Annotated in this window: 22 protein-coding genes; 9 read left to right on the forward strand and 13 right to left on the reverse strand. The window is 73.0% G+C overall.

The annotated features are described in order from the left end of the window. Window positions 1-110: 110 nt before the first annotated feature. The 5 genes from AB0N84_RS15220 to AB0N84_RS15240 form a co-directional block, all read right to left on the reverse strand. The gene (locus AB0N84_RS15220; protein ID WP_069710865.1) at window positions 111-1,439 is read right to left on the reverse strand and encodes an FAD-dependent oxidoreductase; all 1,329 of its coding nucleotides are present in this window, start codon (window positions 1,437-1,439) and stop codon (window positions 111-113) included. Between the two features lie 35 nt (window positions 1,440-1,474). Beyond that, entirely contained in the window at window positions 1,475-1,681 is a 207-nt protein-coding gene (locus tag AB0N84_RS15225) for a hypothetical protein (protein ID WP_069710864.1), read from the reverse strand. 9 nt (window positions 1,682-1,690) lie between these two features. Beyond that, window positions 1,691-3,490 carry a DEAD/DEAH box helicase gene (locus AB0N84_RS15230; protein ID WP_182047948.1) on the reverse strand — a complete coding sequence of 600 codons (1,800 nt, stop codon included), beginning with the start codon at window positions 3,488-3,490 and terminating at the stop codon, window positions 1,691-1,693. 164 nt (window positions 3,491-3,654) lie between these two features. Next, a complete protein-coding gene (gene dinB / locus AB0N84_RS15235) occupies window positions 3,655-4,905 on the reverse strand; it encodes a DNA polymerase IV (RefSeq protein ID WP_069710863.1) in 1,251 nt (416 codons plus the stop codon). 265 nt (window positions 4,906-5,170) lie between these two features. Continuing rightward, entirely contained in the window at window positions 5,171-6,328 is a 1,158-nt protein-coding gene (locus AB0N84_RS15240; protein WP_363547856.1) for an acyl-CoA dehydrogenase family protein, read from the reverse strand. Window positions 6,329-6,351: 23 nt separating this feature from the next. Between AB0N84_RS15240 and AB0N84_RS15245 the strand changes: the two genes are divergently transcribed. Continuing rightward, on the forward strand, window positions 6,352-7,146 hold the full coding sequence (locus AB0N84_RS15245; protein ID WP_363547859.1) for an SGNH/GDSL hydrolase family protein: 795 nt from the start codon (window positions 6,352-6,354) through the stop codon (window positions 7,144-7,146). 46 nt (window positions 7,147-7,192) lie between these two features. Here AB0N84_RS15245 and AB0N84_RS15250 read toward each other — a convergent pair whose 3' ends face one another. Next, the gene (locus AB0N84_RS15250; RefSeq protein WP_363547862.1) at window positions 7,193-8,572 is read right to left on the reverse strand and encodes a serine hydrolase domain-containing protein; all 1,380 of its coding nucleotides are present in this window, start codon (window positions 8,570-8,572) and stop codon (window positions 7,193-7,195) included. 10 nt (window positions 8,573-8,582) lie between these two features. Next, window positions 8,583-9,830, reverse strand: coding sequence for a D-alanyl-D-alanine carboxypeptidase (locus AB0N84_RS15255; RefSeq protein WP_363547865.1), 1,248 nt, complete (start codon window positions 9,828-9,830; stop codon window positions 8,583-8,585). 127 nt (window positions 9,831-9,957) lie between these two features. Here AB0N84_RS15255 and AB0N84_RS15260 point away from each other — a divergent pair, with 127 nt between their 5' ends. Together AB0N84_RS15260 and AB0N84_RS15265 are read left to right on the forward strand one after the other, a co-directional pair. Beyond that, window positions 9,958-11,103, forward strand: a complete 1,146-nt coding sequence (locus tag AB0N84_RS15260; RefSeq protein WP_363547868.1) for an acetamidase/formamidase family protein — start codon at window positions 9,958-9,960, stop codon at window positions 11,101-11,103. Further along, window positions 11,100-12,695: an AtzH-like domain-containing protein gene (locus tag AB0N84_RS15265; protein WP_363547870.1), complete on the forward strand. Its 1,596-nt coding sequence runs from the start codon at window positions 11,100-11,102 to the stop codon at window positions 12,693-12,695. Before AB0N84_RS15260 ends, AB0N84_RS15265 begins: the two co-directional genes overlap by 4 nt. 9 nt (window positions 12,696-12,704) lie before the next feature. Here AB0N84_RS15265 and AB0N84_RS15270 read toward each other — a convergent pair whose 3' ends face one another. Continuing rightward, on the reverse strand, window positions 12,705-13,535 hold the full coding sequence (locus AB0N84_RS15270) for an RNA methyltransferase (protein WP_182048049.1): 831 nt from the start codon (window positions 13,533-13,535) through the stop codon (window positions 12,705-12,707). A gap of 74 nt (window positions 13,536-13,609) precedes the next feature. Here AB0N84_RS15270 and AB0N84_RS15275 point away from each other — a divergent pair, with 74 nt between their 5' ends. From AB0N84_RS15275 to AB0N84_RS15285, 3 genes are all read left to right on the forward strand, one after another. Further along, window positions 13,610-14,485: a Sir2 family NAD-dependent protein deacetylase gene (locus AB0N84_RS15275; RefSeq protein WP_363547895.1), complete on the forward strand. Its 876-nt coding sequence runs from the start codon at window positions 13,610-13,612 to the stop codon at window positions 14,483-14,485. Further along, window positions 14,482-15,117, forward strand: coding sequence for a histidine phosphatase family protein (locus AB0N84_RS15280; RefSeq protein ID WP_363547874.1), 636 nt, complete (start codon window positions 14,482-14,484; stop codon window positions 15,115-15,117). The genes AB0N84_RS15275 and AB0N84_RS15280 overlap by 4 nt, the downstream gene beginning before the upstream one ends. A gap of 103 nt (window positions 15,118-15,220) precedes the next feature. Further along, window positions 15,221-15,940, forward strand: coding sequence for a hypothetical protein (locus tag AB0N84_RS15285; RefSeq protein ID WP_363547877.1), 720 nt, complete (start codon window positions 15,221-15,223; stop codon window positions 15,938-15,940). Between the two features lie 94 nt (window positions 15,941-16,034). Here the strand turns inward: AB0N84_RS15285 and AB0N84_RS15290 are convergent, their stop codons facing one another. Next, window positions 16,035-17,117 (reverse strand): glycosyltransferase family 1 protein, encoded by a 1,083-nt coding sequence (locus tag AB0N84_RS15290; RefSeq protein WP_363547879.1) that lies wholly within the window; start codon window positions 17,115-17,117, stop codon window positions 16,035-16,037. Beyond that, complete coding sequence (locus AB0N84_RS15295; protein ID WP_289458794.1) at window positions 17,114-18,124, reverse strand: alpha/beta hydrolase; 1,011 nt, start codon at window positions 18,122-18,124, stop codon at window positions 17,114-17,116. Before AB0N84_RS15295 ends, AB0N84_RS15290 begins: the two co-directional genes overlap by 4 nt. Window positions 18,125-18,336: 212 nt before the next feature. Between AB0N84_RS15295 and treS the strand changes: the two genes are divergently transcribed. Then, the gene (gene treS / locus AB0N84_RS15300) at window positions 18,337-20,049 is read left to right on the forward strand and encodes a maltose alpha-D-glucosyltransferase (protein ID WP_182047410.1); all 1,713 of its coding nucleotides are present in this window, start codon (window positions 18,337-18,339) and stop codon (window positions 20,047-20,049) included. A gap of 160 nt (window positions 20,050-20,209) precedes the next feature. Then, the gene (locus tag AB0N84_RS15305) at window positions 20,210-20,914 is read left to right on the forward strand and encodes a 3'-5' exonuclease (RefSeq protein ID WP_069710851.1); all 705 of its coding nucleotides are present in this window, start codon (window positions 20,210-20,212) and stop codon (window positions 20,912-20,914) included. Between the two features lie 260 nt (window positions 20,915-21,174). On the opposite strand, the gene AB0N84_RS15310 is transcribed toward AB0N84_RS15305, so the two are convergent. The 3 genes from AB0N84_RS15310 to glgA form a co-directional block, all read right to left on the reverse strand. After that, on the reverse strand, window positions 21,175-21,423 hold the full coding sequence (locus tag AB0N84_RS15310) for a type B 50S ribosomal protein L31 (protein ID WP_022905175.1): 249 nt from the start codon (window positions 21,421-21,423) through the stop codon (window positions 21,175-21,177). Between the two features lie 134 nt (window positions 21,424-21,557). Then, window positions 21,558-22,340 carry an ABC transporter ATP-binding protein gene (locus AB0N84_RS15315; RefSeq protein WP_182047411.1) on the reverse strand — a complete coding sequence of 261 codons (783 nt, stop codon included), beginning with the start codon at window positions 22,338-22,340 and terminating at the stop codon, window positions 21,558-21,560. A 9-nt stretch (window positions 22,341-22,349) separates the two neighbouring features. Next, complete coding sequence (gene glgA, locus AB0N84_RS15320; RefSeq protein ID WP_182047412.1) at window positions 22,350-23,549, reverse strand: glycogen synthase; 1,200 nt, start codon at window positions 23,547-23,549, stop codon at window positions 22,350-22,352. Window positions 23,550-23,596: 47 nt separating this feature from the next. Here glgA and AB0N84_RS15325 point away from each other — a divergent pair, with 47 nt between their 5' ends. Next, complete coding sequence (locus tag AB0N84_RS15325; RefSeq protein WP_363547886.1) at window positions 23,597-24,838, forward strand: glucose-1-phosphate adenylyltransferase; 1,242 nt, start codon at window positions 23,597-23,599, stop codon at window positions 24,836-24,838. Window positions 24,839-24,866: the final 28 nt, after the last annotated feature.

Genomic DNA, 24,866 nt, shown 5'->3' on the forward strand with positions numbered 1-24,866 from the left:
TCCCCCGCCCCGTTGCGGGGGGGGCCCCCCCGGAACCCCCCCCCCCCCCCCCCGGGGGGGGGGGGGGGGGCCCCGCCCCCCCCCCGCCTCCCGTCCGTCAGGTGGTGACGTCAGCTCTTGGAGGCCTCGACGAAGTTGCGTCGCGGGTCGGTCTCCTTGATGAGCGAGGTCGCGTCGCGACCGGACACCGCGCCGGTGATCCAGCCGATGACGATCCGAACCTTCCGGTTCAGGGTCGGCATCGCGTACACGTGGTACGAGCGGTGTGCGAGCCACGCGAGCAGGTTCGTCATCTTGACGCCCTTGATGTTCGCCGCACCCTTGCCGACGCCGTACGACGCGACGGTGCCGATGGACGGGTGGCGGTACTCCTCGAGCGGCTTGCCCGTGATCGAGGCGACCACGTTGTCCGCTGCGACGACGGCCTGGCGGACGGCGTTCTGCGCGTTCGGCGGGTAGTACGCCGGCTGCTTCTCGGCCGTCAGGTCGGGGACCTGCGCGACGTCGCCGAGGCCCCAGACGCCCGGGACGACCTCGTGCGTGTCCTCGGCCTCGACCTGGAGCTTCGCGTTCGCGGCGAGGTGCCCCTTCGGGCCGCGCGGCAGGTCGGTCGCGTCGAGGAGCGGGTTGGGCTTGACGCCGGCGGTCCAGACGAGCAGACCGGTGGCGAACTCGTCGCCGTCGGAGAGCTTGACGACGCCGCCCTCGCAGCTCGGCATGGTCGTCTTCAGGCGGACGTCGATGCCGCGGGCCCGGAGCGACTCGAGGGTCCACTTCGACAGCTCGGGGCCGACCTCCGGGGCGACGCGGTCGAGCGCGTCGATGAGGACCCAGCGCGGCTGCTCGCCGGCGAGCGACGGGTAGGTGGCGATGGCGGCCTGCGACACGTCGAACAGCTCGCCGATCGCCTCGACACCGGTGTAGCCACCGCCGACGAAGATGCTGGTGAGCAGGCGACGACGCTCGTCCTCGTCACGCGTCGCCGCGGCCTTCGCGATGTTGTCGAGCAGCTTCGCACGGACGTAGGCGGCCTCCTCCACGGTCTTGAAGCCCACGCCGACCTCGTCGAGGCCCGGGGTCGGGAAGGTGCGCGTGACCGACCCGAGCGCGACGACGAGCTGGTCGTAGCCGAGGGTGCGGTCGTCGCCGCCGGCCGTGGCGATCGAGACGGTCTTGTCCTTCGACGAGATGCCCGTCACCTTGCCCTGGATGACGCGGGTCTTCTTGAGCGCACGACGCAGCTCGAAGGTGACGTCCTTCGGGGCGATGTGCCCACCGGCGACCTCGGGCAGGAACGGCAGGTACGTGTAGTACGTGTTCTGGTCCACGAGCGTGATGCGCATCGGCACGGTGGCGGCGTGCTTCTGCAGCTGCTTGACGGTGGTGTAGCCAGCGGAACCGCCGCCGAGGACGAGGACGTGAGGGATCGAGTCTGCCATGCGTCCGGTCTACCGGACTTTGGCCCCCGGTGTCATCAGCCGCGCGGGCGGTCGCGCAGACGCCACCACGCGGTCTCGGCGAGTTCGGGACCGGTGTACACCCCGTGCTGCGTCCGACGGGACTCCGTCAGGGAGAACGCGCGCAGCCGGTAGCCGCCGCCGAACCGGTCGACGATGGCCTCGGGTGACGCCTCGGCGTCGCGCCGGACGTACCACGTGCGGTCGTCCACGGGGTCGAGCACGTCGCGCGCCTACCGGCGTCCGCCGATGCGGGAGCGCAGCACGTCGATGCGCTTCTGGATCTGCTCGATGCTCGCCTGCGCGACGGCGGGGCCGCCGCTGATCCGTCGGAGTTCGGCGTGGATCGCGCCGTGCGGCTCGTTCGAGTGGCGCGACCAGATCGACACGAGCCGCGCGAGCTCGGTGCGCTGCTCCTTGATCGTCTGGTACATCGGCCGGTCCGCGTCCTCCTTCGGCTTCGGCAGGCCGTCCTTCGCCGTGCGGCCCTTTGATCGCTTGGCTTGGGTCGCCTGGCGTGCCCGCAGCAGGTCGCGCACCTGGTCGGGCTCGAGGAGCCCCGGGATGCCGATGAAGTCGAGCTCCTCGAGCGAGCCGACCTCTCCCCCGGTGCCGAACTCGCCGCCGTCGTAGAGCACCCGGTCGAACGAGGCCTGCGAGTCGAGCGCCTCGAAGGGCTGCACCTCGAGCAGGCTCTCCGAGGCCCGGTCCTCCTTGTTCGCCTCGGCGACCATGGCGTCCTCGGGGTTGTACATCCCGTCGTCGGCGTCCTTCGGCCGGTCGAGGGCGTGGTCCCGTTCGAGTTCGAGCGACGCGGCCAGCGCCATGAGGTTCGGCACGCTCGGCAGGAACACGCTCGCCGTCTCGCCGCGGCGCCGGGCGCGCACGAAGCGGCCGATCACCTGCGCGAAGAACAGCGGCGTGCTGGCGCTCGTTGCGTACACGCCGACGCAGAGCCGCGGGACGTCGACGCCCTCGGACACCATGCGGACGGCGACCATCCAGCGTGAGGTGTCCTCGGCGTACGCCTGGATGCGGCTCGACGCGGCGGCCTCGTCCGACAGCACGACCGTGGGCCGCTCGCCGGTGATCTGCTGCAGGATGCGGGCGTAGGCCCGGGCGGTGGTCGTGTCGGTGGCGATGACGAGCCCGCCCGCGTCCGGCACCCCGCGGCGCACCTCGGTCAGGCGCTTGTCGGCGGCGGACAGCACGGCGGGCATCCACTCGCCCTCGGGCGACAGGGCCGTGCGCCAGGCCTGGGCGGTGATGTCCTTCGTCACCTGCTCGCCGAGGGACGCCGACATCTCGTCGCCCATCCGCGTCTTCCAGCGCATCTGACCGGCGTAGGCCATGAACAGCACCGGGCGGACGACGCCGTCCTTGAGTGCCCGGCCGTAGCCGTAGTTGTAGTCGGAGATCGAGGTGCGGATGCCCTGCTCGTCGGGGGCGTACTGCACGAACGGGATGGGCGACGTGTCGGAGCGGAAGGGCGTGCCGGACAGCGAGAGCCGGCGGGTGGCCTTCGTGAACGCCTCGCGGATGCCGTCGCCCCAGGTGAGCGCGTCGCCGCCGTGGTGGACCTCGTCGAGGATGACGAGCGTGCGGCCGCCCTCGGTGATCTTCTGGTGCACCTCGGGGTTCATGCCGACCTGCGCGTACGTGATCGCGACGCCCTGGTAGTGCCGGCCGTACATGCCGTCGCCGTTCTTGAACATCGGGTCGATGCGGATGCCCACCCGGTCGGCGGAGTCGGCCCACTGGCGCTTCAGGTGCTCGGTCGGCGCGACGACCACGATGCGGTCGACCGTGCCGCGGGCGAGGAGCTCGGTGGCGAGGCGGAGCGCGAAGGTGGTCTTGCCGGCGCCCGGGGTCGCGGCCGCCAGGAAGTCGCGCGGCTCGGTCTCGAAGTACTTCGTCAGCGCCTCGACCTGCCATGCGCGGAGCTTCGACGCCGTGCCCCAGGCGGCTCGCTCGGGGAACGCCGGGGACAGGTGTTCGGCCGCCGCGTTGCCGGCGTTCTCCGCCTGCTGCACGGCCTCGTCGTGGGGGCGGGCCGTGCCCTCGGCGACCGACTCCGGTCCGTCCGCGGACCGCTGTCCGGCACCGTCCGCGCCGCGCCCGGGACCCTCGTCCCACAGCGTCGCGGGCTGCTGCTGGTCGTCGTACTCCGCTGCGCTCACTGCACGAGATCCTACCGTCACGCCGGGTCCTGCCGGGCGTGCGGTGGGCGCTGCTCGGGCGTGCCGCGCACGAGCGAGGCCGGTCGGAGCACGCCGGCACCGAACCGTGCGGCGACCGCGTCGACGGTCGTCTCGGTCTCGCGCCACGGCGCGTCGTCGTCCCACAGCGCGTTGCTCGCGGCGGCGGGGACGAGGTTCTCCCCGCGGACGCCGATGAGTCGGATCCGGTTGCCCGGACGGTGCAGGACGTCGTAGAGCTCGACCGCCTCGTGGTGCAGGCGCTTGGCGACGTCGGTCGGCTCCGCGAGCGTGCGGGAGCGGGTCAGCGTCGAGAAGTCGGTGTACCGGACCTTCAGCGCGACCGTGCGGGCCTGCACGCCGGCCCGGCGCAGGCGCACGGCGACCTTGTCGGACAGCCGGAGGAGCTCCCGGGCGACGTCGTCGCGCTCGGTGAGGTCGCGACCGAACGTGACCTCGTGCCCGACCGACTTCTCGCTGACGCCCGTGTCGACCACGCGCGGGTCCCGCCCCCACGACAGGTCGTGCAGGCGCTGGCCACCGGCCGGCCCGAGTGCGGCGACGAGCGACGGCAGCGGGGTGTGCGCGAGGTCGCCGACGGTGCGGATGCCCCGGCGTTCGAGCTTCTCCTGCGTGGTGCCGCCGACCCCCCAGAGCGCGGACACCGGTTGCGGGTGCAGGAACGCCACGGTGTGCTCGGCGGGCACGACGAGCAGCCCGTCCGGCTTCGACCGGCTCGACGCGAGCTTCGCGACGAACTTGGTGGACGCGGCGCCCACCGAGCAGTGCAGGCCGGTCTCGGCGAGGACGGCCGCGCGGATCGCCCGACCGATCTCCCACGGGGTGCCGTAGAGCCGCAGTGCGCCGGCCACGTCGAGGAAGGCCTCGTCGATCCCGAGCTTCTCGACCCGGGGCGTGAACTGCTCGAACACCCGCATGACCGCGGCGGACTTCGCGCTGTACTTCTCGAAGTGCGGTTCGACGATGACGGCGTTCGGGCACCGGCGCTTGGCGACGGCCATCGGCATGGCGGAGTTCACGCCGTACTTCCGGGCCTCGTAGGTGGCGGCGGTGACGACCGAGCGGTCGGAGTCGTGCCCGACGATGACCGGCAGGCCGACGAGGTCGGGTCGGTCGAGCAGTTCGACGGACGCGAAGAAGGCGTCCATGTCGACGTGCAGGACCGTCGCCGTGCGGTCGTCGACGGGACGGTCCGAGACCAGTCGGTTGCGTCCGTCCTGCTTGCTCACCCGGCGATGATGCCACGCCCCACCGACAGCGTCGGGCTACGCCGGCGGGCGGTGGCGCACGCGGTCGCGCTGGCGGTGCACGTGCGTCGGCATCATCCGACGTTCCACGCGTCGATCGACGCGTGCGGTGTCGATCGTTGCGTACACATCGTCTGCACGTGCATGGTGCGACGTCACGCGCGTCGATCGACGCGTGCGGTGTCGCAGACCGCGTGCCGTGCCGTGCCGGTGCAACGACGCCCGCCGCGCCGCGGGAGCACCGGGGCTACGCCAGCGGGCCGAGCTCCGCCGCGGCGATCGTCCGCGTCGCGGAGTCCCGCGTCGACGGGTGGTACTGCCCCGCCCGGACGTCCCGTGCGAGCCGCGCGAGCTCGGACGACGACCGGTACGCCGAACCACCGGCGAGCCGGAGTGCCTCGTCCACGACGTGCTGCGCGGTGTCGACCGTCCGGGCCTTCGTCCCGACGAGCAGCGGGAACCACCGGGCCCCGAGGTCGTCCTGCTCGTCGACCGACCGTGCCAGCGACGCCACCTGGAGGGACACCGCGTCGACCGCCCCACGGAGGTCCGCGACGGTGCGGCGGACGTCGGGGTCCTGCGACCGCGGCACCCCGTCCCGGTCGTGGCGACCGGTGACCGCCGCGACGGCGAGCTCCAGCGCGCGCGACGCGGTCCCGACGTACACCGACGCCACGAGCAGCTCGAACGCGGCGAAGACGCCGAACACGAGCGGGTCCGGTGTCGGTCCGACCGGCAGCACCCGCACGATCCGGTCCGCCGGCACGTGCACGCCGTGCAGCCGCGTGGTCCGGCTCTGCGTCGCGCGCATGCCGAGCGTGTCCCAGTCGTCGAGGTGCTCGACGTCGCCGTCGGAGCGGAGCACGAAGCCGTGCACGAGCCGCGGCTCCGGCCCGCTGGTGTCCTTGCCGAAGACGCTCAGCACGTCCCACGCCGGTGCCAGCGACGTCGAGACCTTCGTCCCGGTGAACCGGTAGCCGCCGTCGCCGTCCGGCTCCGCCGTCGTCGACGAGTCGAACAGGACGGCGTCGTTCCCCGGCTCGCTCACCCCGAAGGCGAGCAGGTGGTCGTCGGCGGCGTGGTCGGTGACGGTCTGGAGGAACGTCCCACCCCGCGCGGCGACCGCGCGCGCCGCCTGCACCCAGACCTGGTGCATCCCGAGTCCGAGCGCGGTCGCCGGTGCGGCCTGCGCGAGCCGCCGCTGCAGCGCAGCCGTCGCGGCGAGGCCGAGCCCGGAGCCGCCCCGCTCGACGGGCACCCCGATCCGGAGCCACCCCGCCGCGCGCAGCTCGTCCAGGTCCTCGGCGCAGAAGGCGTTCTCGGCGTCGTACCGCGGTGCCCGCCCGGCGATCCGCTCGAGCAGGTCCTCCGGCAGCGTCCACGCCGACGTGTTGCCCATCGTCATGGCACGAGACTACGGTCGCACGGGTGTCAGATCGTCATCCGTGGACCAGGTACGTCGCGATCGGTGACTCGTTCACCGAGGGCATCGGGGACCCGGACCCGACCGTCCCCGGCGGCAACCGCGGCTGGGCCGACCGGGTGGCCGAGGTGCTCGCCCACCGCACCGACGGTCTCGCCTACGCCAACCTCGCGATCCGCGGACGGTTGCTCGGGCAGATCGTCGACGAGCAGGTCGAGCCCGCCCTCGCCCTCCGCCCGGACCTCGTGACGGTGTCGGCGGGCGGCAACGACATCATCCGGCCCGGCTCGGACCCGGACGAGCTCGCCGAGCGCTTCGACGGCATGGTCGAGCGCCTCCGGAGCGACGGGGCGACCGTCGTGCTCTTCACCGGCCCGGACGTCGGCATGACCCCGGTCCTCGGCATGGTGCGCGGCAAGACCGCCGTCTACAACGAGAACCTGCACGCGATCGCGCTCAAGCACGGTGCGGTCGTGGCGGACATGTGGGCGCTGCGGGTCCTGCGCGACCCGCGGATGTGGGCACCGGACCGCCTGCACCACTCCCCGACCGGGCACGCGACCGTCGCCGCGGCCGTGCTCGACGCGCTCGACGTCGACCACGGTCTCGAGCCGTTCGTCCCGGAGCCGCTCGAGGCCCGGCCGTGGCGCGAGGCCCGCGTCGAGGACCTCGGCTGGGCGCGCGAGTACCTCGTGCCCTGGGTCGTGCGGCGCATCCGGCACACGTCGTCGGGCGACGGCGTCCGACCGAAGCGGCCCGAGCTGCTGCCGGTCGTCGCGCGCGGTTCCGACACGCCCTGACTCCCGCTGCCGACCGCTGCCGACCGCCGCCGACAGCCGGCGGTCCTCAGTCGGCCGGGCGGCGGAGCGTGAGCGGACCGTCGTGGAGCGGCTGCGTGACCCACTCCGCCGTCGCCGTGCCCCGTGCCGGGTCCAGGCGGAGGCGCGCGGCGTGCGGCGTCTCGACGAAGCGCACCCCGAGGTGCACCGAGCCGTCGGGGTCCGTCGCCCCGCTCGACGCCAGGGGCCCCTCGGTCGCCCACTCCCCCTCGCCGACCGGGACCGAGAGCAGCCCGCCGTCGACGTCGACGGTCACGCGCCAGCGATCGGCGTCCCGCTCGAGCCGGAGGCCCTCGAGGACACCGGCCGTCTCGTAGGACCCGGCAGCGTCGTCGGTGAGGCGACCGCCCGCGACCGGGGGCAGTCCCAGGGCGGCGAGCCGCGCCTCCAGTCCGGCGTCCGCGCCCGTGTCCGCGCCCGTGTCCACCGGACCGTCGATCGCGGGGAGCAGGTGCTGCCAGGTCGCATCGAGGACGGCCTGCATGTCGAGGCTCTGCCCGGTGAGCGCGAGGACGACGTCCTGCTCCGGCAGGACGACGCAGAACTGGCCGTAGGCGCCGTCGCCACGGAAGCCGTGGCGTGCCATCCAGAACTGGAAGCCGTAGCCCTGCCGCCAGTCGACGTTCTCCTCGTCGGGGTTGGCGACCTGCGCGGTCGTCGCGGCCTCGACCCAGTCCTCGTCGAGGATCCGCTCGCCGTCCCACACGCCGCGCTGCAGGTACAGCTGGCCGAGTGCTGCGACGGCCGACGTCGGGGCGTGGCAGCCGCTGAAGCCGAGTTCCGCGCCGGTCCCGTCGCGCGTCCAGGCGAGGTCGTCGATGCCGAGCGGGTCGAGCAGGCGCGGCCGGAGCCACTCGACGAGCGAGCCACCGGTGACGCGCCGGACTATCGCGCCGAGCGTGTAGGTGCACGGCTGGTTGTAGGCGAAGACCGTGCCGGGCTCCTCGTCCGGCGGGGTCAGCAGGAAGCCGCGCACGAGGTCTGCCGGGTCGGCTGCCCGTGCCCGCTCGAGGGTCTCCTCGCGGTGACCGCTCGCCATGGCGAGGAGGTGCCGGACGAGCATCCGACGACTCCGCTCGTCCGTCACGTCGGCGTCGAGCTCGGGGAAGTACGACAGGACGGTCGCGTCGAGGTCGACCAGGCCCTGACGGACCGCGATCCCGACGGCCGCGGCCGTGAAGCTCTTGCTCAGCGAGTAGAGCAGGTGCACGCGGTCGGCGGCGTACGGCGCCCACCAGCCCGATGCCGCGAGCCGGCCGTGGCGGAGCAGCACGATGCTGTGCGGTTCGACGTCCGGCGTGGACTCGAGGGCGTCGAGGAACGCGGCGACCCCGCGTGCGTCGATGCCGAGGGCGGACGGGGTGCTGCGGGGGAACGTCGTCGTCACGCCGCCGACACTACGCGGCGGCGGCGTCCACGCCCTGGAACGGGTTCGTCCACCGCCACCAGACGCCGGGGTCCTCGATGGACCGTTCGAGCACCAGCGGCACGGTCACCGCGTCGTGGTGCTCGATCGTGAAGCGGACCGCGCCGACGCGCTCGCCGCGCTCGCCGAAGGTGATCCGCTGCAGGCGGGTCTTCGCGGTGACGGCCGTCGTGCCCCAGACGAGCACCTCGGCCGGCTCCGCGGCGACGGCGTCGGCCTCGTCGCGCCAGGGGGTCGAGAAGGTCCCGAACGTCTGCCCGGCGTGCGTGAGCGTCACGACCTGGAAGTTGTCGGCGACCGACCGCAGCAGCCGCTGCACGTCGACGTCGAGCGCATCGTGGTCGACGCCGCCGAGCATCACGCCGACGACCGTCACCGACCGACCGCCGCGCTCGTAGGTCGCCGCGAAGAGCAGGCAGGCACCGGCCTCGTCGAGCGTGCCGGTCTTGATCCCCTCGATGCCGTCCAGGCCGAGGAGCTTGTTCGAGTTCTCGATCTCGCCGGCACCGGGCACGGTGACCTGCTCCGTCCCGACGATCTCCTTGACCACCGGGTCCGCCAGGGCCAGCTGCCCGAGCCGGACGAGGTCCGTCGCGGTCGACCGGTTCGCGGGGTCGAGGCCGGTCGGCTCGTGGATGCTGGTGTGGTCGAGGTCGTGCTCGTCGAGCCAGGCCGCGGCCGCGCGCTCGTAGGCGCCCATCGAACCGAACGCCCACAGCGCGAGGGACCCGGCGTAGTTGTTCGCCGACTTCATCAGCATGACCTGCATGGTCTGGTACTCGGACAGCCGCAGGCCGTCCGGCATCGGCGCGACCTCGCCGTTCTTCGCGAGGTAGGTCGCGTAGAGGGCCTGCATCTCGGCGTCGAACCGGATGGACGGACCCGCCTGCCCGACCTCGAGGGGCTTCTCGTCGAGCACGACGAGCGCGGTCACGACCTTCGTGATGCTCGCGATCGACCGGGGATCCGTGTCCCCGCTCGTCCGGAGGCTCTCCGGGAATCCGGTGGCCTGGACGGCGGTCGCTCCGTAGCCCGGGAAGCGGAGCTCCGGCAGCGTCGACGTCGGCGGCACGTACCGGGCGGTGGTGGCGCTCGCCGGGGCGAACGGCACGACGGCCGCGGCCACCAGGTAGCCGACAGCCAGCAGGAGCACGACGACGACGCCGATCGTCAGGGGCCTCCGGACGGCGGATCGGGGGCTGCGGACGACTCGTGGCACGGCACCACAGCGTAGTCGGCGGTCCCGCGGGCTCGGCTGGACGCGCGAGGTGACCCCGTGTGACGAACACGTAAAACATCGGCGTCCGGGCCACGACGCCGGTGCCGTCGGCCCTAGCGTGCTGACCATGCTCCACGGAACCACCCCGGACGTCGACACCGCCCCTGCCGCCCCCACCGGTCTCCCGGTGCTCCACCCCGGGTCCGGCCCGGTCCGGTCCGCCCGGTACCTGCCGGCGGTGGCGGACGAGGTCCTGTGGGGTCGGTTGCCGAACGCCGACGACCGGCCGGTGCTCACCGTGGCGTCCGGCGACGACGTCACCGTCGACACCGTCAGCCACGAGGGGATCCTCCCCGACCAGGGCAGCGACCCGGTGGCCTTCTTCGCACGCCACGGCGTCCCCCGCGAGCACGTGCTCGAGGACGCCGTGGCGATCGCCCGTGCCGGACGGCGCGACCCCGAGGCCGACGGTCCGCACGTCGTGACCGGGCCGATCGCCGTCGAGGGGGCCGAGCCCGGCGACGTGCTCACCATGACCGTGCTCGAGACCCTGCCGCGCGTGCCGTACGGGGTCGTGTCGAACCGGCACGGCCGCGGTGCCCTGCACGGCGAGTACCCCGTCGACGGCCGCACGGTCAGCGTGTTCGCCGAGGTGGTCCCCGCCGACCGCGTCCCCGGCGCCGACGGCCCGCGCGGACGCATCCCGCTCACCGAGGGCGGCGACCGCGCCGCGCACTTCCCACTCGCACCGTTCCTCGGCATCATGGGCGTCGCGACCCCCGGTGAGCGCCTGCACTCGGTCCCACCGGGGCGGCACGGCGGGAACCTCGACGTCAACCTCCTGCAGGTGGGCGCGCAGCTCCACCTCCCGGTGCTCGTGCCCGGCGCGCTCGCCTACGTCGGGGACCCGCACTTCGCGCAGGGCGACGGCGAGGTGGCGCTCACCGCGATGGAGGCGTCGCTCCGGGCGACGATCCGGTTCGACGTGACGCCGGCCGCCGAGGCGGCGCAGTGGTTCGGCGAGCTGGTGTGGCCACTCGTCGAGACGCAGGAGCACCTCGTGCCGACCGGGCTCGACCCCGACCTCGACGAGGCCGTCCGCGCCTGCGTCCGACACGCGATCGCGATCCTCGGGGCGCGGTACGGCATGGAACCGCACCTGGCGTACGCGTACCTCAGCGCCGCGACGGACTTCGACGTCTCCCAGGTCGTCGACCTCGTCACCGGCGCCCACGCCCGGATCCGCAAGGCCGACTTCGCGGACGTCCGGTGACCGCCTCGACGCCGGCGCCCGACGGTTCGACGCCGGCGCCGGACGCCTCGGCCGCCGCGCCGGACGGGCTCCTCGCGGCGCTCGACGCCTACGAGCGCGCCCTCGCCGCCGACGACCTGCCCACCCTCGACGACGCCTTCGTCCGCTCCCCCGACACGATGCGCGGCGACGACCGCGGCCTCCTGGTCGGGCACGCCGCGATCAGCGCCTTCCGCGGGGCCCGCGGCGGGATCGCCCCACGGAGCCTCACCCGCGTCGAGGTCCGGCCGCTCACCGACGACCTGGCGCTGGTCGTCTCGGTCTCGACCTCGCACGCCGGTGGCTCCGGTCTGCAGACGCAGCTGTGGCAGCGCGACGCCGACACGTGGCGGATCGCCGCGGCGCACGTCACCGGCCGTCCCCGAGCCCTCGACACGACCGTCTGGCGCGTCGTCGGCGACCCGCTCCTGGGCCCGACGGGCAGCGGCACGCTCGACGGTGCCACCGTCGCGGTCAAGGACCTCTACGCGGTCGCCGGGCACCGGACCGGCGCGGGCAACCCGACCTTCCTCGAGGAGTCGACGCCCGCCGCCACCTCCGCCACGGCGGTCGCAGCGCTCCTCGCCGCCGGGGCGTCGGTGCGCGGGATCGCGCGCACCGACGAGTTCGCCTACGCGCTCACCGGACGGAACGAGCACCACGGCACGCCGCCGAACGCCGCAGTCCCGTCCGCCCTGCCGGGAGGCTCGTCCAGCGGCTGCGCGTCGGCCGTCGGTTCCGGGACGGCGGACGTGGGCCTCGGCACGGACACCGCAGGTTCACTGCGGATCCCCGCGTCCTACCAGGGCCTCTGGGGCCTCCGGACCACCCACGGTCTCGTCGACCGTGCGGGGCTGCTGCCGCTCGCGCCGTCGTTCGACACCGTCGGCTGGCTCACCCGGGACGCCACGACGCTGCTCCGCGCCCTGGACGCCTCGGTCCCCGATCGGTCGCCGACCGCCGACGCCGGTACACCGGTGGTGCTCGCCGAGCTCGTCGCCGCCGCGGACCCGGCGACCCGGGAGGCCTTCGGGGACGCCGTCAGGGACCTGCCCGTCGTCACGCTCGACGACCTCGGCCTCCCGCCGCTCGAGGACCTGCGCGAACTCCTCCGGCTCGTGCAGGGCGCCGAGGCGACCGCGGTCCACGGTCCGTGGATCGCCGCGCACCCGGGAGCGCTCGGTGCCGTCGTCGGTGCCCGGTTCGCCGCGGCGGCCGCGAACCCCCCGGCAGCCGTCGCCGAGGCACGCGCCCGCCTCGACGGCGTCCGTGCCGCGGTCCGGACGGCGCTCGTCGGCCGGCTGCTCGTGACGCCCACGGCACCGGGTCCGGCGCCGGCGCTCGCCTCGGACACGGCCGAGCTCGAACGCGTCCGCACCGCGACGACCACCATGACCGCGCTCGCGAGCGTCGGCGGCGTCCCGTCGCTCAGCGTCCCCGCGCTCACGGTGGGCGGGGCACCCGTCGGGCTCTGCCTGACCGGCGGGGCCGGGACGGACCGTGCCCTGGTGACCACGGCAGCACGCTGGACGTCCGACGGGGTGGGGGCGGGCCTCCCGGCCGTCACGGCGTGAGTGCCGAGGTCAGCCGGCCGCGGGCCGCGCCGCGCGCTGCGCGTGCGTGACCGCCCAGAGCCCGACCGCGCTCGCGGCCGCGACGTTGAGCGAGTCGACGCCGTGCGCCATCGGGATGCGGACCGTCGTGTCGGCGGACGCGATCGCGGCGTCGGTGAGCCCCTGACCCTCGGTGCCCATCACGAGCGCGACCCGCTCCGGCACGTCGGCGACGAACGCGTCGAGGTCGACCGAGCGGTCCGTGAGCGCCATCGCGGCGAGGTGGAAGCCCTGTGCCCGGAGTTCCTCGCCGGCGGCCGGCCACTCGCCGATGCGCGTCCACGGGACCTGCAGCACGGTGCCCATGCTCACCCGGACGCTCCGGCGGTACAGCGGGTCCGCGCAGCGCGGGCTGACGAGCACGGCGTCGGCGCCGAGGCCGGCGACGCTCCGGAACACCGCGCCGACGTTGGTGTGGTCGACGACGTCCTCGAGCACGACGACGACCCGGGCGTCGCGCACGACGTCGGCGACGGACGGCAGGACCGGGCGGTGCATCGCCGCGAGGGCACCCCGGTGCATCCGGAACCCGGTGAGCTCCTCGAGCAGCGCGTCCGGGCCGACGAACACCGGTCCGTCGTGGTCGGCGACGAGCGGCAGGACGCTGTCGAGCCACTTCTCCTGCACGATGACGCTGCGCGGCACGTGGCCGGCCCGGACCGCCCGCTCGATGACCGTGTTCGACTCGGCGATGTACAGGCCGCCCTCGGGTTCGGTCACCCGGCGGAGCGCGACGTCGGTGAGCCGGGCGAAGTCGTCGAGACGGGGGTCGTCGAGGGAGTCGATGCGGACGGGGTGCACGGGGCTCGTTTCGTGGGAAGGCGGCTGGGCGTTCGGCTGTTGAGGGTACCGTGGACGACGTGCTGACCGACCCGATGCAGGACGAGCTCGACCGCGTCGTGGAGCTCCTGGCGGGCAAGCGGATCGCCGTGCTGTCCGGAGCCGGACTGAGCACCGACTCGGGCATCCCCGACTACCGCGGCGCCGGCCGCGTCGTGCGGAAGCCGATGACGTTCCAGGAGTTCCGTGCCGACCCCGCCAAGCGGCAGCGGTACTGGGCCGGGTCGCACCTCGGCTGGCGGACCTTCGCGGCGGCGCGCCCGAACGCCGGTCACCGGGCGCTCGCGGCGCTCGAGGACGCCGGGGTCGTCGGCGGCGTGGTCACGCAGAACGTCGACGGCCTGCACCTGCGTGCCGGGTCGCGCCGGGTCGTCGAGGTGCACGGCTCCATGGACCGCGCGGTGTGCCTGACCTGCGGGCAGGTGTTCTCCCGCGCCGACCTCGCGGCCGTCCTCGACCGGGACAACCCGTGGATCGACGAGCCCGGCACCGTCCAGCTGCAGCCGGACGGTGACGTCGAGATCACCGACGTGGAGCGGTTCCGGGTGCCCGACTGCTCGGTGTGCGGCGGCGTGCTCAAGCCCGACGTCGTCTTCTTCGGCGAGTTCGTGCCGGCCGAGAAGTTCCGCGAGGCGGTGTCGATCGTCGCCGACGCCGACGCCCTGCTCGTCGTCGGGTCCTCGCTCACCGTCAACTCCGGCGTCCGGCTCGTCGACCACGCCACCCGGCGGAAGCGCCCCGTCGTCATCGTCAACCGCGGCGCGACGCGGAGCGACCGTCGGGCCGTCGCCAAGATCGACGCCGGCACGACCGAGACGCTCGAGGCCCTGGCCGCGCGGCTCCTGCCCGCGGCGAGCCGACCGGACACGACGGACCCGTCCTCCGGGCCGTCTGCGATGATCGACCGGTGACGACGCTCCTCACCCTGGTCCGGCACGGCGAGACCGACTGGAACGCGCAGCGCCGCATCCAGGGCTCGACCGACATCCCCCTCAACGACACCGGCCGGTCGCAGGCCGCCGCCACGGCGCTCCTGCTCGGACGGCGGCGCTTCGACGCCGTCGTCGCGTCCCCGCTCTCCCGGGCCTCCGAGACGGGCGCGATCATCGCCCGCCACCTCGGCCTGCCGGAGCCCGCCACCTACCCGGGACTCGCGGAACGGTCCTACGGCGAGGCCGAGGGGCTCACCGACACCGAGGTGACCGAGCGCTACCCGAACGACGACGTGCCCGGGCGCGAGTCCCGCGCCGCACTCCTCGCGCGGGCGACCGAGACCCTCGCCGAGATCGCCGTCCGCTTCGACGCCGGGTCGGTGGTGGTGGCCACGCACGGCGCGGTGATCCGGAGCGTCGTCAACGCCGCGGCCCCCGGGACCGCCGAGCGCTGGTCCACGCCGATCCGGAACGGGTCGGTGCACTCCTTCCGCTGGGACCCCGAGCGCTTCCGTGCCGAGCTCGTCCGGTTCGACGACCCGCTCGACGAGGTCTCCGAGCAGACCGGCGACGAGTCGTTCGTGGAGCAGAACCCGCTCGAGCGCCGCTGAGCGACTCCCGTCGCTGTCCGGACGGCGCTGAGCGCCACTGTCCCTGCCCGCCGCTAGGCTCCGATCCACGATCGGACGGCCAGCGTGCTCGGAGGGGGAGGCGATGACGACACAACCGACGGGACCCGGGGACGACCCGGACGACCTCGACCGCGCGTTCGGACCGGACACGGCATCGGTGACCCGTCCCCCGGTCGCCCGACGGGTCCGGAGCGTATCGGTCATCGCCCTGGCCGCCGCCGTCACCGGGGTCGTCCTGGTCCTCGTGCTCTCCACCATCATCGGGAGCATCCAGAACGGCGTCGGTGGGATCTTCCCGCAGCCCGACGCAGCCCTCGACCGGCTGCGGACGCTCGCCACCGACGTCGACGGCGTCGCGTCCGTGCAGGACGGAGCGACCGAGAAGCGCTCCTTCGCGAGCTGGGACGTGTCCGCCGTCGTGGTGGCGGACGGTGGTCTGTCGCACGGCGAGCAGACGGACCTCGTGCGTGCCCTCAGCGCAGCGGTCGCGGCCGCGGACGGGAACGGTGTGCGCGTCGGCGTCGAGGCCCGCTTCGACGGGCTGCGCGTCGGGGTCTCGAACGACGCCGCCACCTCCGTCCGGCGCCTCGACCTCGCGCGGACCGTCGGGACGATCGGCGGCGTGGTCGGGGTGTCCTGCTCCTGGGGTCCGGACGGCCCGTCGGACGAACCGGCCGACCAGCACGTCGTGGTGCTGACGGTCGGGAGGGGCGTCGCCCTCGCGGCGATCGTCGACGTGGCGACGGACCGGACGCACCGGGTGTTCCCGGGGGCGACGATCGGCTCCGCGCGGCCGTCCTGAGACAGCGGCGCACACCGTCGATGTGCTCCGGCCGCGGTCCGGTGCCGCGGCCGGTCAGTACCGACCGCGCTCGGTCAGCGCCGCTCGCGGTCCGTCAGCGCCGCTCGCGGTCCGTCACGGCGCGTTCCACCGCGCGCACGACCTGCTCCGCCGAGTCCTGCCACCGGAACCGTGCGGCGCGCGCGATCGACGCCCGCGACGCGTCGTCCCAGCGTTCCTCGACGCGGCGGACGGCCGCGGCGACCGCGGCGGGTGACGACGGGTCGAAGTACTCGGCCGCGTCCCCGCCGATCTCCCGGAAGATGGGCACGTCGCTGACGACGACCGGCGTCCCGACCCCCATGGCCTCGACCAGCGGGATGCCGAAGCCCTCGTCGTACGAGGCCGTGACGAGTGCCGTCGCCGTCCGCAGCGCCGCGAGGTACTCGTCGTCCGACGCCCCGTCGTGGAAGACCACGGCGCCCTCCGGGGCCAGACGCTCGAGCCGACGGCGGTCGGCGTCGCTCACCCGGGACATGCAGTGCAGCGTCCAGTCGGGACCGAGGAGCGGGAGCGCCGCGGCGAGCGTCTCGACGTTCTTGTACGGCATGAACGAGCCCATGTAGACGAGGGAGCGCTCGCGTCCCGCGGCGGGGTCGCGCGGTTCGGCCGGGTCGGCGGCGTTGTACGCCACCGTGACCGGTCGGCTCGTCAGCCGGTGCGCCTCGATAAGGCGTGCGGTCGTCTCCGACACCGTGACGACGCCGTCGGCCCCGTTCAGCAGGAACCGCTGCGGCGCCCAGCTCAGGTGGAAGAGCCGCCAGCCGAGCCGGATCGGCCACGAGAACTCGCGCGGTGGCGTGCGGTTCCGGTAGTAGATGAGGTCGTGGAGCGTGAGCACGAGCGCGTAGCGACGGCCGCGGGACCCCATCGTCTGCATCGGCGAGAACACGGCGTCGAGCCCGAGCCGTGACACCCGTCGGGCGACCAGCGGCTCCCCCGCGTCGGTCGGCGGCGGGATGCGCTCCCACGGGATGCCGGCGGGCAGCTGGTCGAGCTGGCGCTCGTCGTGCACCAGGAGGACGTGGTCGTGCCGGTCGGGCAGGTGCGCGACGATCCCGGCGGTGAACCGGCTGATGCCGTCGTGTCGCCCGATGCGGACGTAGCGGCAGTCGATCCCGATCCGGAGTCGCCTCACGACGCCGTCTCCCCGGTCGGCCCGTCCTGCGGTGGCGTCGGCTTCGGTGGCGACGCCTTCGCGGATGCCCGTCCGGTCGTCGACCGCTTCGCACCGCCGCGCGCCGAACGCTTCGCGGGCGTGTCCGCCATCCGCCGGAGCACGGCGTCGGCCGCTGCTCCGGGCGTCTCGTAGTGCACCAGGTGCCCCACGCCGGGCACCACGACGAGCTCGGCGTCCGCCAGCCGCTCAGCCAGTCGGCGCTGCGCCGGCACCGCCGTGATGTCGTCGTGCTCGGCCGCGACGAGCAGCACCGGCACGTCGATCCGGTCCGCGTACTCGGACACGTCGTGCGACACGGAGGTCCGGAACGCCTCGAGCACGCTCGTCCGGTCGGCGAAGGCCGAGAAGTACCGGTCGTGCTGGTCGTGCACCCACCGGCGCGTGTCGCGGTCACGCGTCTTGAGCATCGCGACGCTCATGCCCCGCACGATGGCCGGGTTCCGGAGCAGTCCGAGGCCGAGCGGGCGGGGCAGCACGGCCCCGGCGCGGTAGTAGCCGACCGCGATGGCGGTCGCGACGCCCCGGGGGCCCTGCAGTGCCGGGGCGGCGATCGGGTTCACGAGCACGAGCAGCCGGGTCGCGAGTCCGGCGGCGACGGTCGCCGCGGTCACGATCGACCCGAACGAGTGCCCGAGCACGACGGTGTCGACGCCGAGTCCGAGGGCGCGGTGGAACCCGGTGAGCCAGTCGACGTAGGCACCGATGTCCGACACCGGGAGCGGGTCCGAGACGCCGAAGCCGGGCAGGTCGGGCACGATGACCCGCACTCCGCGGAGGTGTGCCGCGATCGTCTCGAGCCCGTGGTGGTCGCCGCGGAACCCGTGCACCGCCAGCACCGTCGCGGTGGCGTCGGCGGGGCCGTACTCCCAGTAGTGGGTCGTGCGGCCGTCGACCGCGACGGCGCGGTGCACGACCGGGGTCGCGGCCACGAGCGACTGGTACGGGGAGATCACGGGTGGTTGCATCGCGGCCAGTCTACGAAGCCGCACCGCGGCGGCGGGCACTCCGCGCCCGGCGGTGGACGACGGGCGGGAGGCGCCCTGTGGAGGAGGGTGTGCCTCCCGTCCGGCCACGCGGCGCGGTCGTGACCGCAACCCGCGGACAGCAGCAGCGGGACGCGCCTACTGTTGGTCGGGTCGGGCCACGCCACCGGCCCGCCGACGACTGAGGAGCACGCTTGACCTTCACGGCCCCGATCCAGCTGCCCGGACTCACGCTGGACCCGCAGTGGTACAAGCGTTCGGTCTTCTACGAGTGCATGATCCGCTCGTTCGTCGACTCGAACGGCGACGGCATCGGGGACATCCAGGGCGTCATCGGCAAGCTCGACTACCTCCAGTGGCTCGGCGTCGACGCCATCTGGCTGCCGCCGTTCTTCCAGTCGCCGATGCGCGACGGCGGGTACGACATCTCGGACTACCGCGCGATCCTGCCGGAGTTCGGCACGCTCGACGACTTCCGCGAACTCGTCACGAAGTCGCACGAGCGCAACATGCGCATCGTGATCGACATGGTGATCAACCACACCTCGGACCAGCACGAGTGGTTCCAGCAGTCCCGCGAGGACCCGGACGGCCCCTACGGCGACTTCTACGTGTGGCGCGACACCGACGAGCACTACGAGAACATCCGCATCATCTTCGTCGACACCGAGGAGTCGAACTGGACGTTCGACCCGGTGCGCCGGCAGTTCTTCTTCCACCGGTTCTTCTCGCACCAGCCCGACCTCAACTTCGAGAACCCGGCCGTGGTCGAGGCCGTGTACGACGTCGTCCGGCACTGGCTCGACCTCGGCGTCGACGGGCTGCGGCTCGACGCCATCCCGTACCTCTTTGAGTCCGAGGAGGGCAACGGCGAGGGCGAGCCGGAGACCCACGAGTTCATCAAGAAGCTCCGGTCGATGGTCGACGACGAGTACCCCGGTCGCGTCCTGCTCGCCGAGGCGAACCAGTGGCCGCGCGAGACGGCGGCGTTCTTCGGTACCGACGAGGAGCCCGAGTGCCACATGGCGTTCGACTTCCCGGTGATGCCGCGCATCTTCTACTCGCTCCGCGCCCAGCACGCCGCCGAGCTCAAGGCGATCCTGTCCGAGACCCTCGACGTGCCCGAGAAGGCCGCGTGGGGCGTCTTCCTCCGCAACCACGACGAGCTGACGCTCGAGATGGTGAGCGAGGAGTACCGGCAGGCGATGTACGGCTGGTACGGCTACGACCCGCGCATGCGGTCGAACATCGGCATCCGCCGTCGCCTCGCACCGCTGCTCGACAACTCCCGCGCCGAGCTCGAGCTCATCCACGCCCTGCTGTTCTCGTTGCCCGGGTCGCCGTTCCTCTACTACGGGGACGAGATCGGCATGGGCGACAACATCTGGCTGCCGGACCGCGACTCCTCGCGCACGCCGATGCAGTGGACGCCGGACCGCAACGCGGGCTTCTCGACCGCGGACCCGGGCAAGCTCTACCTGCCCGTCGTGCAGTCGCTCGTCTACAACTACGCGCAGGTGAACGTCGAGGCGCAGCTCGCCCAGTCCCGGTCCCTGCTGCACTGGGTCCGCAACGTGATCCACGTCCGCAAGGCGCACCCGGTCTTCGGCATGGGATCGCTGCAGGTGCAGGACACCGACAACGACTCGGTGCTGGCGTTCGTGCGCTCGTGGGAGGGGTCCGGGCAGCAGTTCGGTCCGTCCGCCGAGGACGTCCTCTGCGTGTTCTCGTTCGCCACGAACCCGACGTCGGTCACGATCACGGCGCCGGAGTTCGCCGGTCGGCCGCTGTACGACCTGTTCGGCGGCGGGTCCTTCCCGTCGTTCGACGAGGACGGGACCGTCACGCTGACGATGGGGACGCAGTCCTTCTACTGGCTGCACGTCGGGCGGCCGGTCGCCCAGTAGGGCGGTCGCGTCGTCCGGCGCGGTCGTCGTGTCCGGACGGGAGGCGCGGCTCACCGCCGACGAGGCGGGTCGCGTGGACCGTGTCGGTGCGTCCCGTTAGCCTCGGGACGTGACGTACACCGGAACCACGCTCGACACGCCCGCACCGGCCTCCCCCGGGATGCAGGACCTCAGCGGACGCCCGTGGTGGCACGCCCTCGGCGTGTTCGACCTCGAGACCACCGGCGTCGACGTCGAGACCGCGCGCATCGTCACCGCGCACGTCGGCCTGATCGACATGACGGGCCGCTCCATCGTCGGCGGTGCGTGGGTCGCCGACCCGGGCATCGCGATCCCCGAGGGAGCCGCGGCCGTGCACGGCTACACGACCGAGCGTGCCCAGGCCGAGGGGCGTCCCGCGAGCGAGGTCGTCGCCGAGGTCATCGCCGCGGTCGAGGCCGTGTTCGCCCGCGGGATCCCGCTCGTCATCTACAACGCCCCGTACGACCTCACCGTGCTCGACCGCGAGGCCAAGCGGCACGGCTTCGCCTCCCCCGTCATCGGCAACGTCGTGGACCCGCTCGTGATGGACAAGGCGCTCGACACGTACCGGAAGGGCAAGCGGACGCTCGAGGCGGCGTCGGAGCTCTACGGCGTCACCCTCTCCGACGCGCACGACGCCCAGGCCGACGCCGTCGCGGCCGGACGTGTCGCGCAGGCCCTCGCCGCGAAGTACCCGGAGGAGCTCGGCATCTCCGCCGAGGAGCTCCACCGCAAGCAGGTCGGCTGGTGCTCCGACCAGGCGACCTCGTTCCAGGAGTACATGCGCAAGCAGCGCGACCCGTCCTTCACCGCCGACGGGCGCTGGCCGCACCGCAACGCCTGAGCGCGTCGGCGACGCCGCGTCCTGCCCGCGCGAGCGGCGTGGCGGGGCGGCACCGCGCCTCCCGGCCGCCGCTGCCGTGTCGTCCGCACAACGGGAGGCACGTCGCACCACGCGATCGCACGGCACGACGTGCCTTCCGTGGTGCCGGAGCACGGCGCACCACGAAGCAGCGCCCGGGCGCACTGCGCCCGCACCGCGCCCGCGACGCAGAACGGGCGGTCCTCCCGCAGGAGGACCGCCCGTTCGAGCGCGGGGGCTGCTTACTTGCTGAAGCCCTTGAAGCGCTGGTTGAACTTCTCGACGCGACCGGCCGAGTCGAGGATGCGCTGCTTGCCCGTGTAGAACGGGTGCGACGCCGACGAGATCTCGACGTCGATGACCGGGTAGGTCGCACCGTCGAGCTCGATGGTCTTGTCGCTGGTCGCGGTCGAACGCGTCAGGAACGTCTCACCGGAGGCCAGGTCGCGGAAGACGATGGCGTTGTACTCGGGGTGGGTGTCGGTCTTCATGGAGATTCCTCGGTTGGAGATGGTGGGAGGTGCGCGGATGCCCGGTCCGGGCGGACCCGGGTGGCCACCGCGCGGGAAGTCTGCGGCGTGCGCCAGCCGTCCACGTTACCAGACGACGGCCGTGATCGGGAGCGTCAGACGGCGCGTGCCGTGTACCGACCGGCGTCCTTCGACACGGTCAGTTCGATCCCGAACGCCTCGGAGAGCGTGGCGGCGGTCAGGACCTCGTCGACGGGACCGGCGGCCTGGATGCGGCCGTCGGCGAGCACGAGGGCGTGCGTGAAGCCGGCGGGGATCTCCTCGACGTGGTGGGTCACGATGACGATCGCCGGCGAGTCGCCGCTCTGGGCGTAGCCGCCGAGCGTCCGGACGAGGCTCTCGCGGGCGCCGAGGTCGAGCGACGCCGCCGGCTCGTCGAGGAAGAGCACCTCGGGGTCGGTCATCACGGCGCGGGCGATCTGCACCCGCTTCTGCTCGCCGTCGCTCAGCTCGCCGAAGGTCCGCTCGGTGAAGTCGCCGAGGCCCCACTCGTCGAGCACGCGCTGGGCACGACGGACGTCGAGCTCCTCGTACTCCTCGTTCCAGCGGCCGGTGACGGAGTACGCGGCGGTGAGGACGACGTCGAGGACCTTCTCGGTCACCGGGATGCGCCGGGCGAGCGCGGTCGACGCGAAGCCGATGCGCGGCCGCAGCTCGAACAGGTCGGCCCCGCCGAGCTCGGTGCCGAGCACCTCGACCTCACCCGACGTCGGGAAGGTCTGGGCACCCGCGACCTGGAGCAGCGTCGTCTTGCCGGCGCCGTTCGCGCCGAGCACCACCCAGCGTTCGTCGTCCTGCACCTCCCACGAGATCCCGTCGAGGATGGTGGCCCCGTTGCGGACCACGGAGACGTCTGACAAGCGCACGACCGAGGGCATGGCCCCAGCCTACGGCTTCCGGGCGAGCACCCCGTCGTAGACCTGCCGTGTCCGCCGTGCGATCGCGTCCCACGTGAACTCGCTCTCGACGCGCATGCGTCCGGCGCGTCCCATGAGCTTCGCGAGCCCCTCGTCGGCGAGGACCTCCTCGAGTCCGGCCGCGAGGTCCGCGACGAACCGGTCCGGGTCGTTCGGCGTGCCGGTGCCGTCCTGCGCCTGGTCGATCGGCACGATGCGTCCGGTCAGGCCGTCGGCCACGACCTCGGGGATGCCGCCGGTGCGCGTGCCGACCACGGGGATGCCGCACGCCATGGCCTCGAGGTTCACGATGCCGAGGGGCTCGTAGATCGACGGGCAGACGAAGACCGTCCCGGACGAGAGCACGTTGACGATCTCGCGGTGCGCCAGCATCCGGTCGATCCACACGACGCCGTCGCGCTGCTGCCGCAGCGACTCGACGAGCCCGGTGACCTCGGCCATGATCTCCGGGGTGTCGGGCGCGCCGGCGCACAGGACGATCTGCACGTCCGACGGCAGGGACGCCACGGCGCGCAGCAGGTAGGGCAGGCCCTTCTGCCGGGTGATGCGTCCGACGAAGACGACCGAGCGGCGCGTCGGGTCGATCCCGAGGGCGCGGACGGCGTCCTCGTCGACGGTGGGCTTCCACTCGTCGATGTCGATGCCGTTGTAGACGACGTGCACCTTGGCCGGGTCGATCGACGGGTAGGAACGGAGGATGTCGGCGCGCATCGCCTTCGACACCGCGATGACGCCGTCGGCCTGCTCGAACGCCTCGCGCTCCATCCAGCTCGACAGGCGGTATCCGCCGCCGAGCTGCTCGGCCTTCCAGGGGCGCAGCGGCTCGAGGCTGTGCGCGGTCACCACGTGCGGGATGCCGTGCGTGAGCTGCGCGATCCGCCCGGCGGCGTTCGCGTACCAGGTGTGCGAGTGCACGAGGTCGGCACCCGCGACGTCGGCGGCGATGGCCACGTCGGTGCCCAGCGCCTGCAGGGCGCCGTTCGCGCCCTCGAGTCCGGCGGGCGTGCCGTACGCCGTCACGCCCTGCTCGTCGCGGTGGCCACCGAAGGCCCGCACCCGCACGTCCGTGTCCGTCCCCGACCGCAGCGCAGCCGTGAGCTCGGCCACGTGGACACCCGCTCCGCCGTAGACCTCCGGCGGATACTCCCTGGTCAGTAGATCGACTCGCACGGACTCAACGTAACGGGTTCACTGTCCGGACGCCTACTGTGAACCACATGGCACCAAAGAAGGTATTCGGCATCGTGCTCGCCGGAGGCGAGGGCAAGCGGCTCATGCCGCTCACGGCCGACCGCGCGAAGCCCGCTGTCCCGTTCGGTGGGAACTTCCGCCTCATCGACTTCGCGCTCTCGAACCTGGTCAACTCCGGGTTGCAGAAGATCGTCGTCCTGACGCAGTACAAGTCGCACAGTCTCGACCGCCACGTCGCCGAGACCTGGCGCATGGAGGGGCTGCTCGGGTCCTACGTCGCGTCGGTGCCGGCGCAGCAGCGACTCGGCAAGCGGTGGTTCGCCGGTTCGGCGGACGCCATCCTGCAGTCGCTCAACCTGCTCCGGGACGAGCGCCCCGACATCGTGGTCGTGGTCGGTGCCGACCACGTCTACCGCATGGACTTCCACCAGATGATCGAGGCCCACATCGCCTCCGGCCGCAGTGCCACGGTCGCGGCGATCCGCCAGCCGATCGGGCTCGCCGACCAGTTCGGTGTCATCCAGGTCGACCCGGACGACCCCACCAAGATCGACGCCTTCCTCGAGAAGCCGAAGGACGCCGTCGGCCTCGCGGACTCCCCCGGCGAGATCCTCGCGTCGATGGGCAACTACGTCTTCGACGCCGACGCCCTCGTCGACGCCGTGCTCCGCGACGGCCAGATCGAGTCGAGCGCGCACGACATGGGCGGCGACATCGTGCCGGACTTCGTGTCCCGCGGCGACGCCGGCGTGTACGACCTGCAGCGCAACGACGTCCCCGGTTCGAACGAGCGCGACCGCTACTACTGGCGCGACGTCGGCACGATCGACTCGTTCTTCGACGCGCACATGGACCTCATCGCCCCCGTGCCGGTCTTCAACCTGTACAACCAGGACTGGCCGATCTTCAACCAGCAGACGAACCTGCCGCCGGCGAAGTTCGTGCGCGACGCGAACGGCAACACGGGTTCGACCGTCGACTCGATCGTCGCGCTCGGCTGCCTGCTGTCCGGCGCCCAGGTCGAGCGCAGCGTCATCGGTCCCTGGTGCGGGATCGACTCGGGCGCGAAGGTCCTCGACTCGATCGTGTTCGAACGCGCCTCGATCGGGGCCGGCGCCGTCGTCAACCGCGCCATCCTCGACAAGGACGTGGTGATCGCCCCGGGCGCGCAGGTCGGCGTCGACCGCGAGACGGACGAGGGCCGCGGCTTCACGGTGACCGAGTCGGGCATCACGGTCGTGGGCAAGGGCGTCCGCGTCGAGGCCTGACACCTCGGACCCGGCCTGGAGGCGCGGC

The sequence above is a fragment of the Curtobacterium sp. NPDC089185 genome, assembly GCF_040685235.1.
Lineage (GTDB): Bacteria > Actinomycetota > Actinomycetes > Actinomycetales > Microbacteriaceae > Curtobacterium > Curtobacterium citri.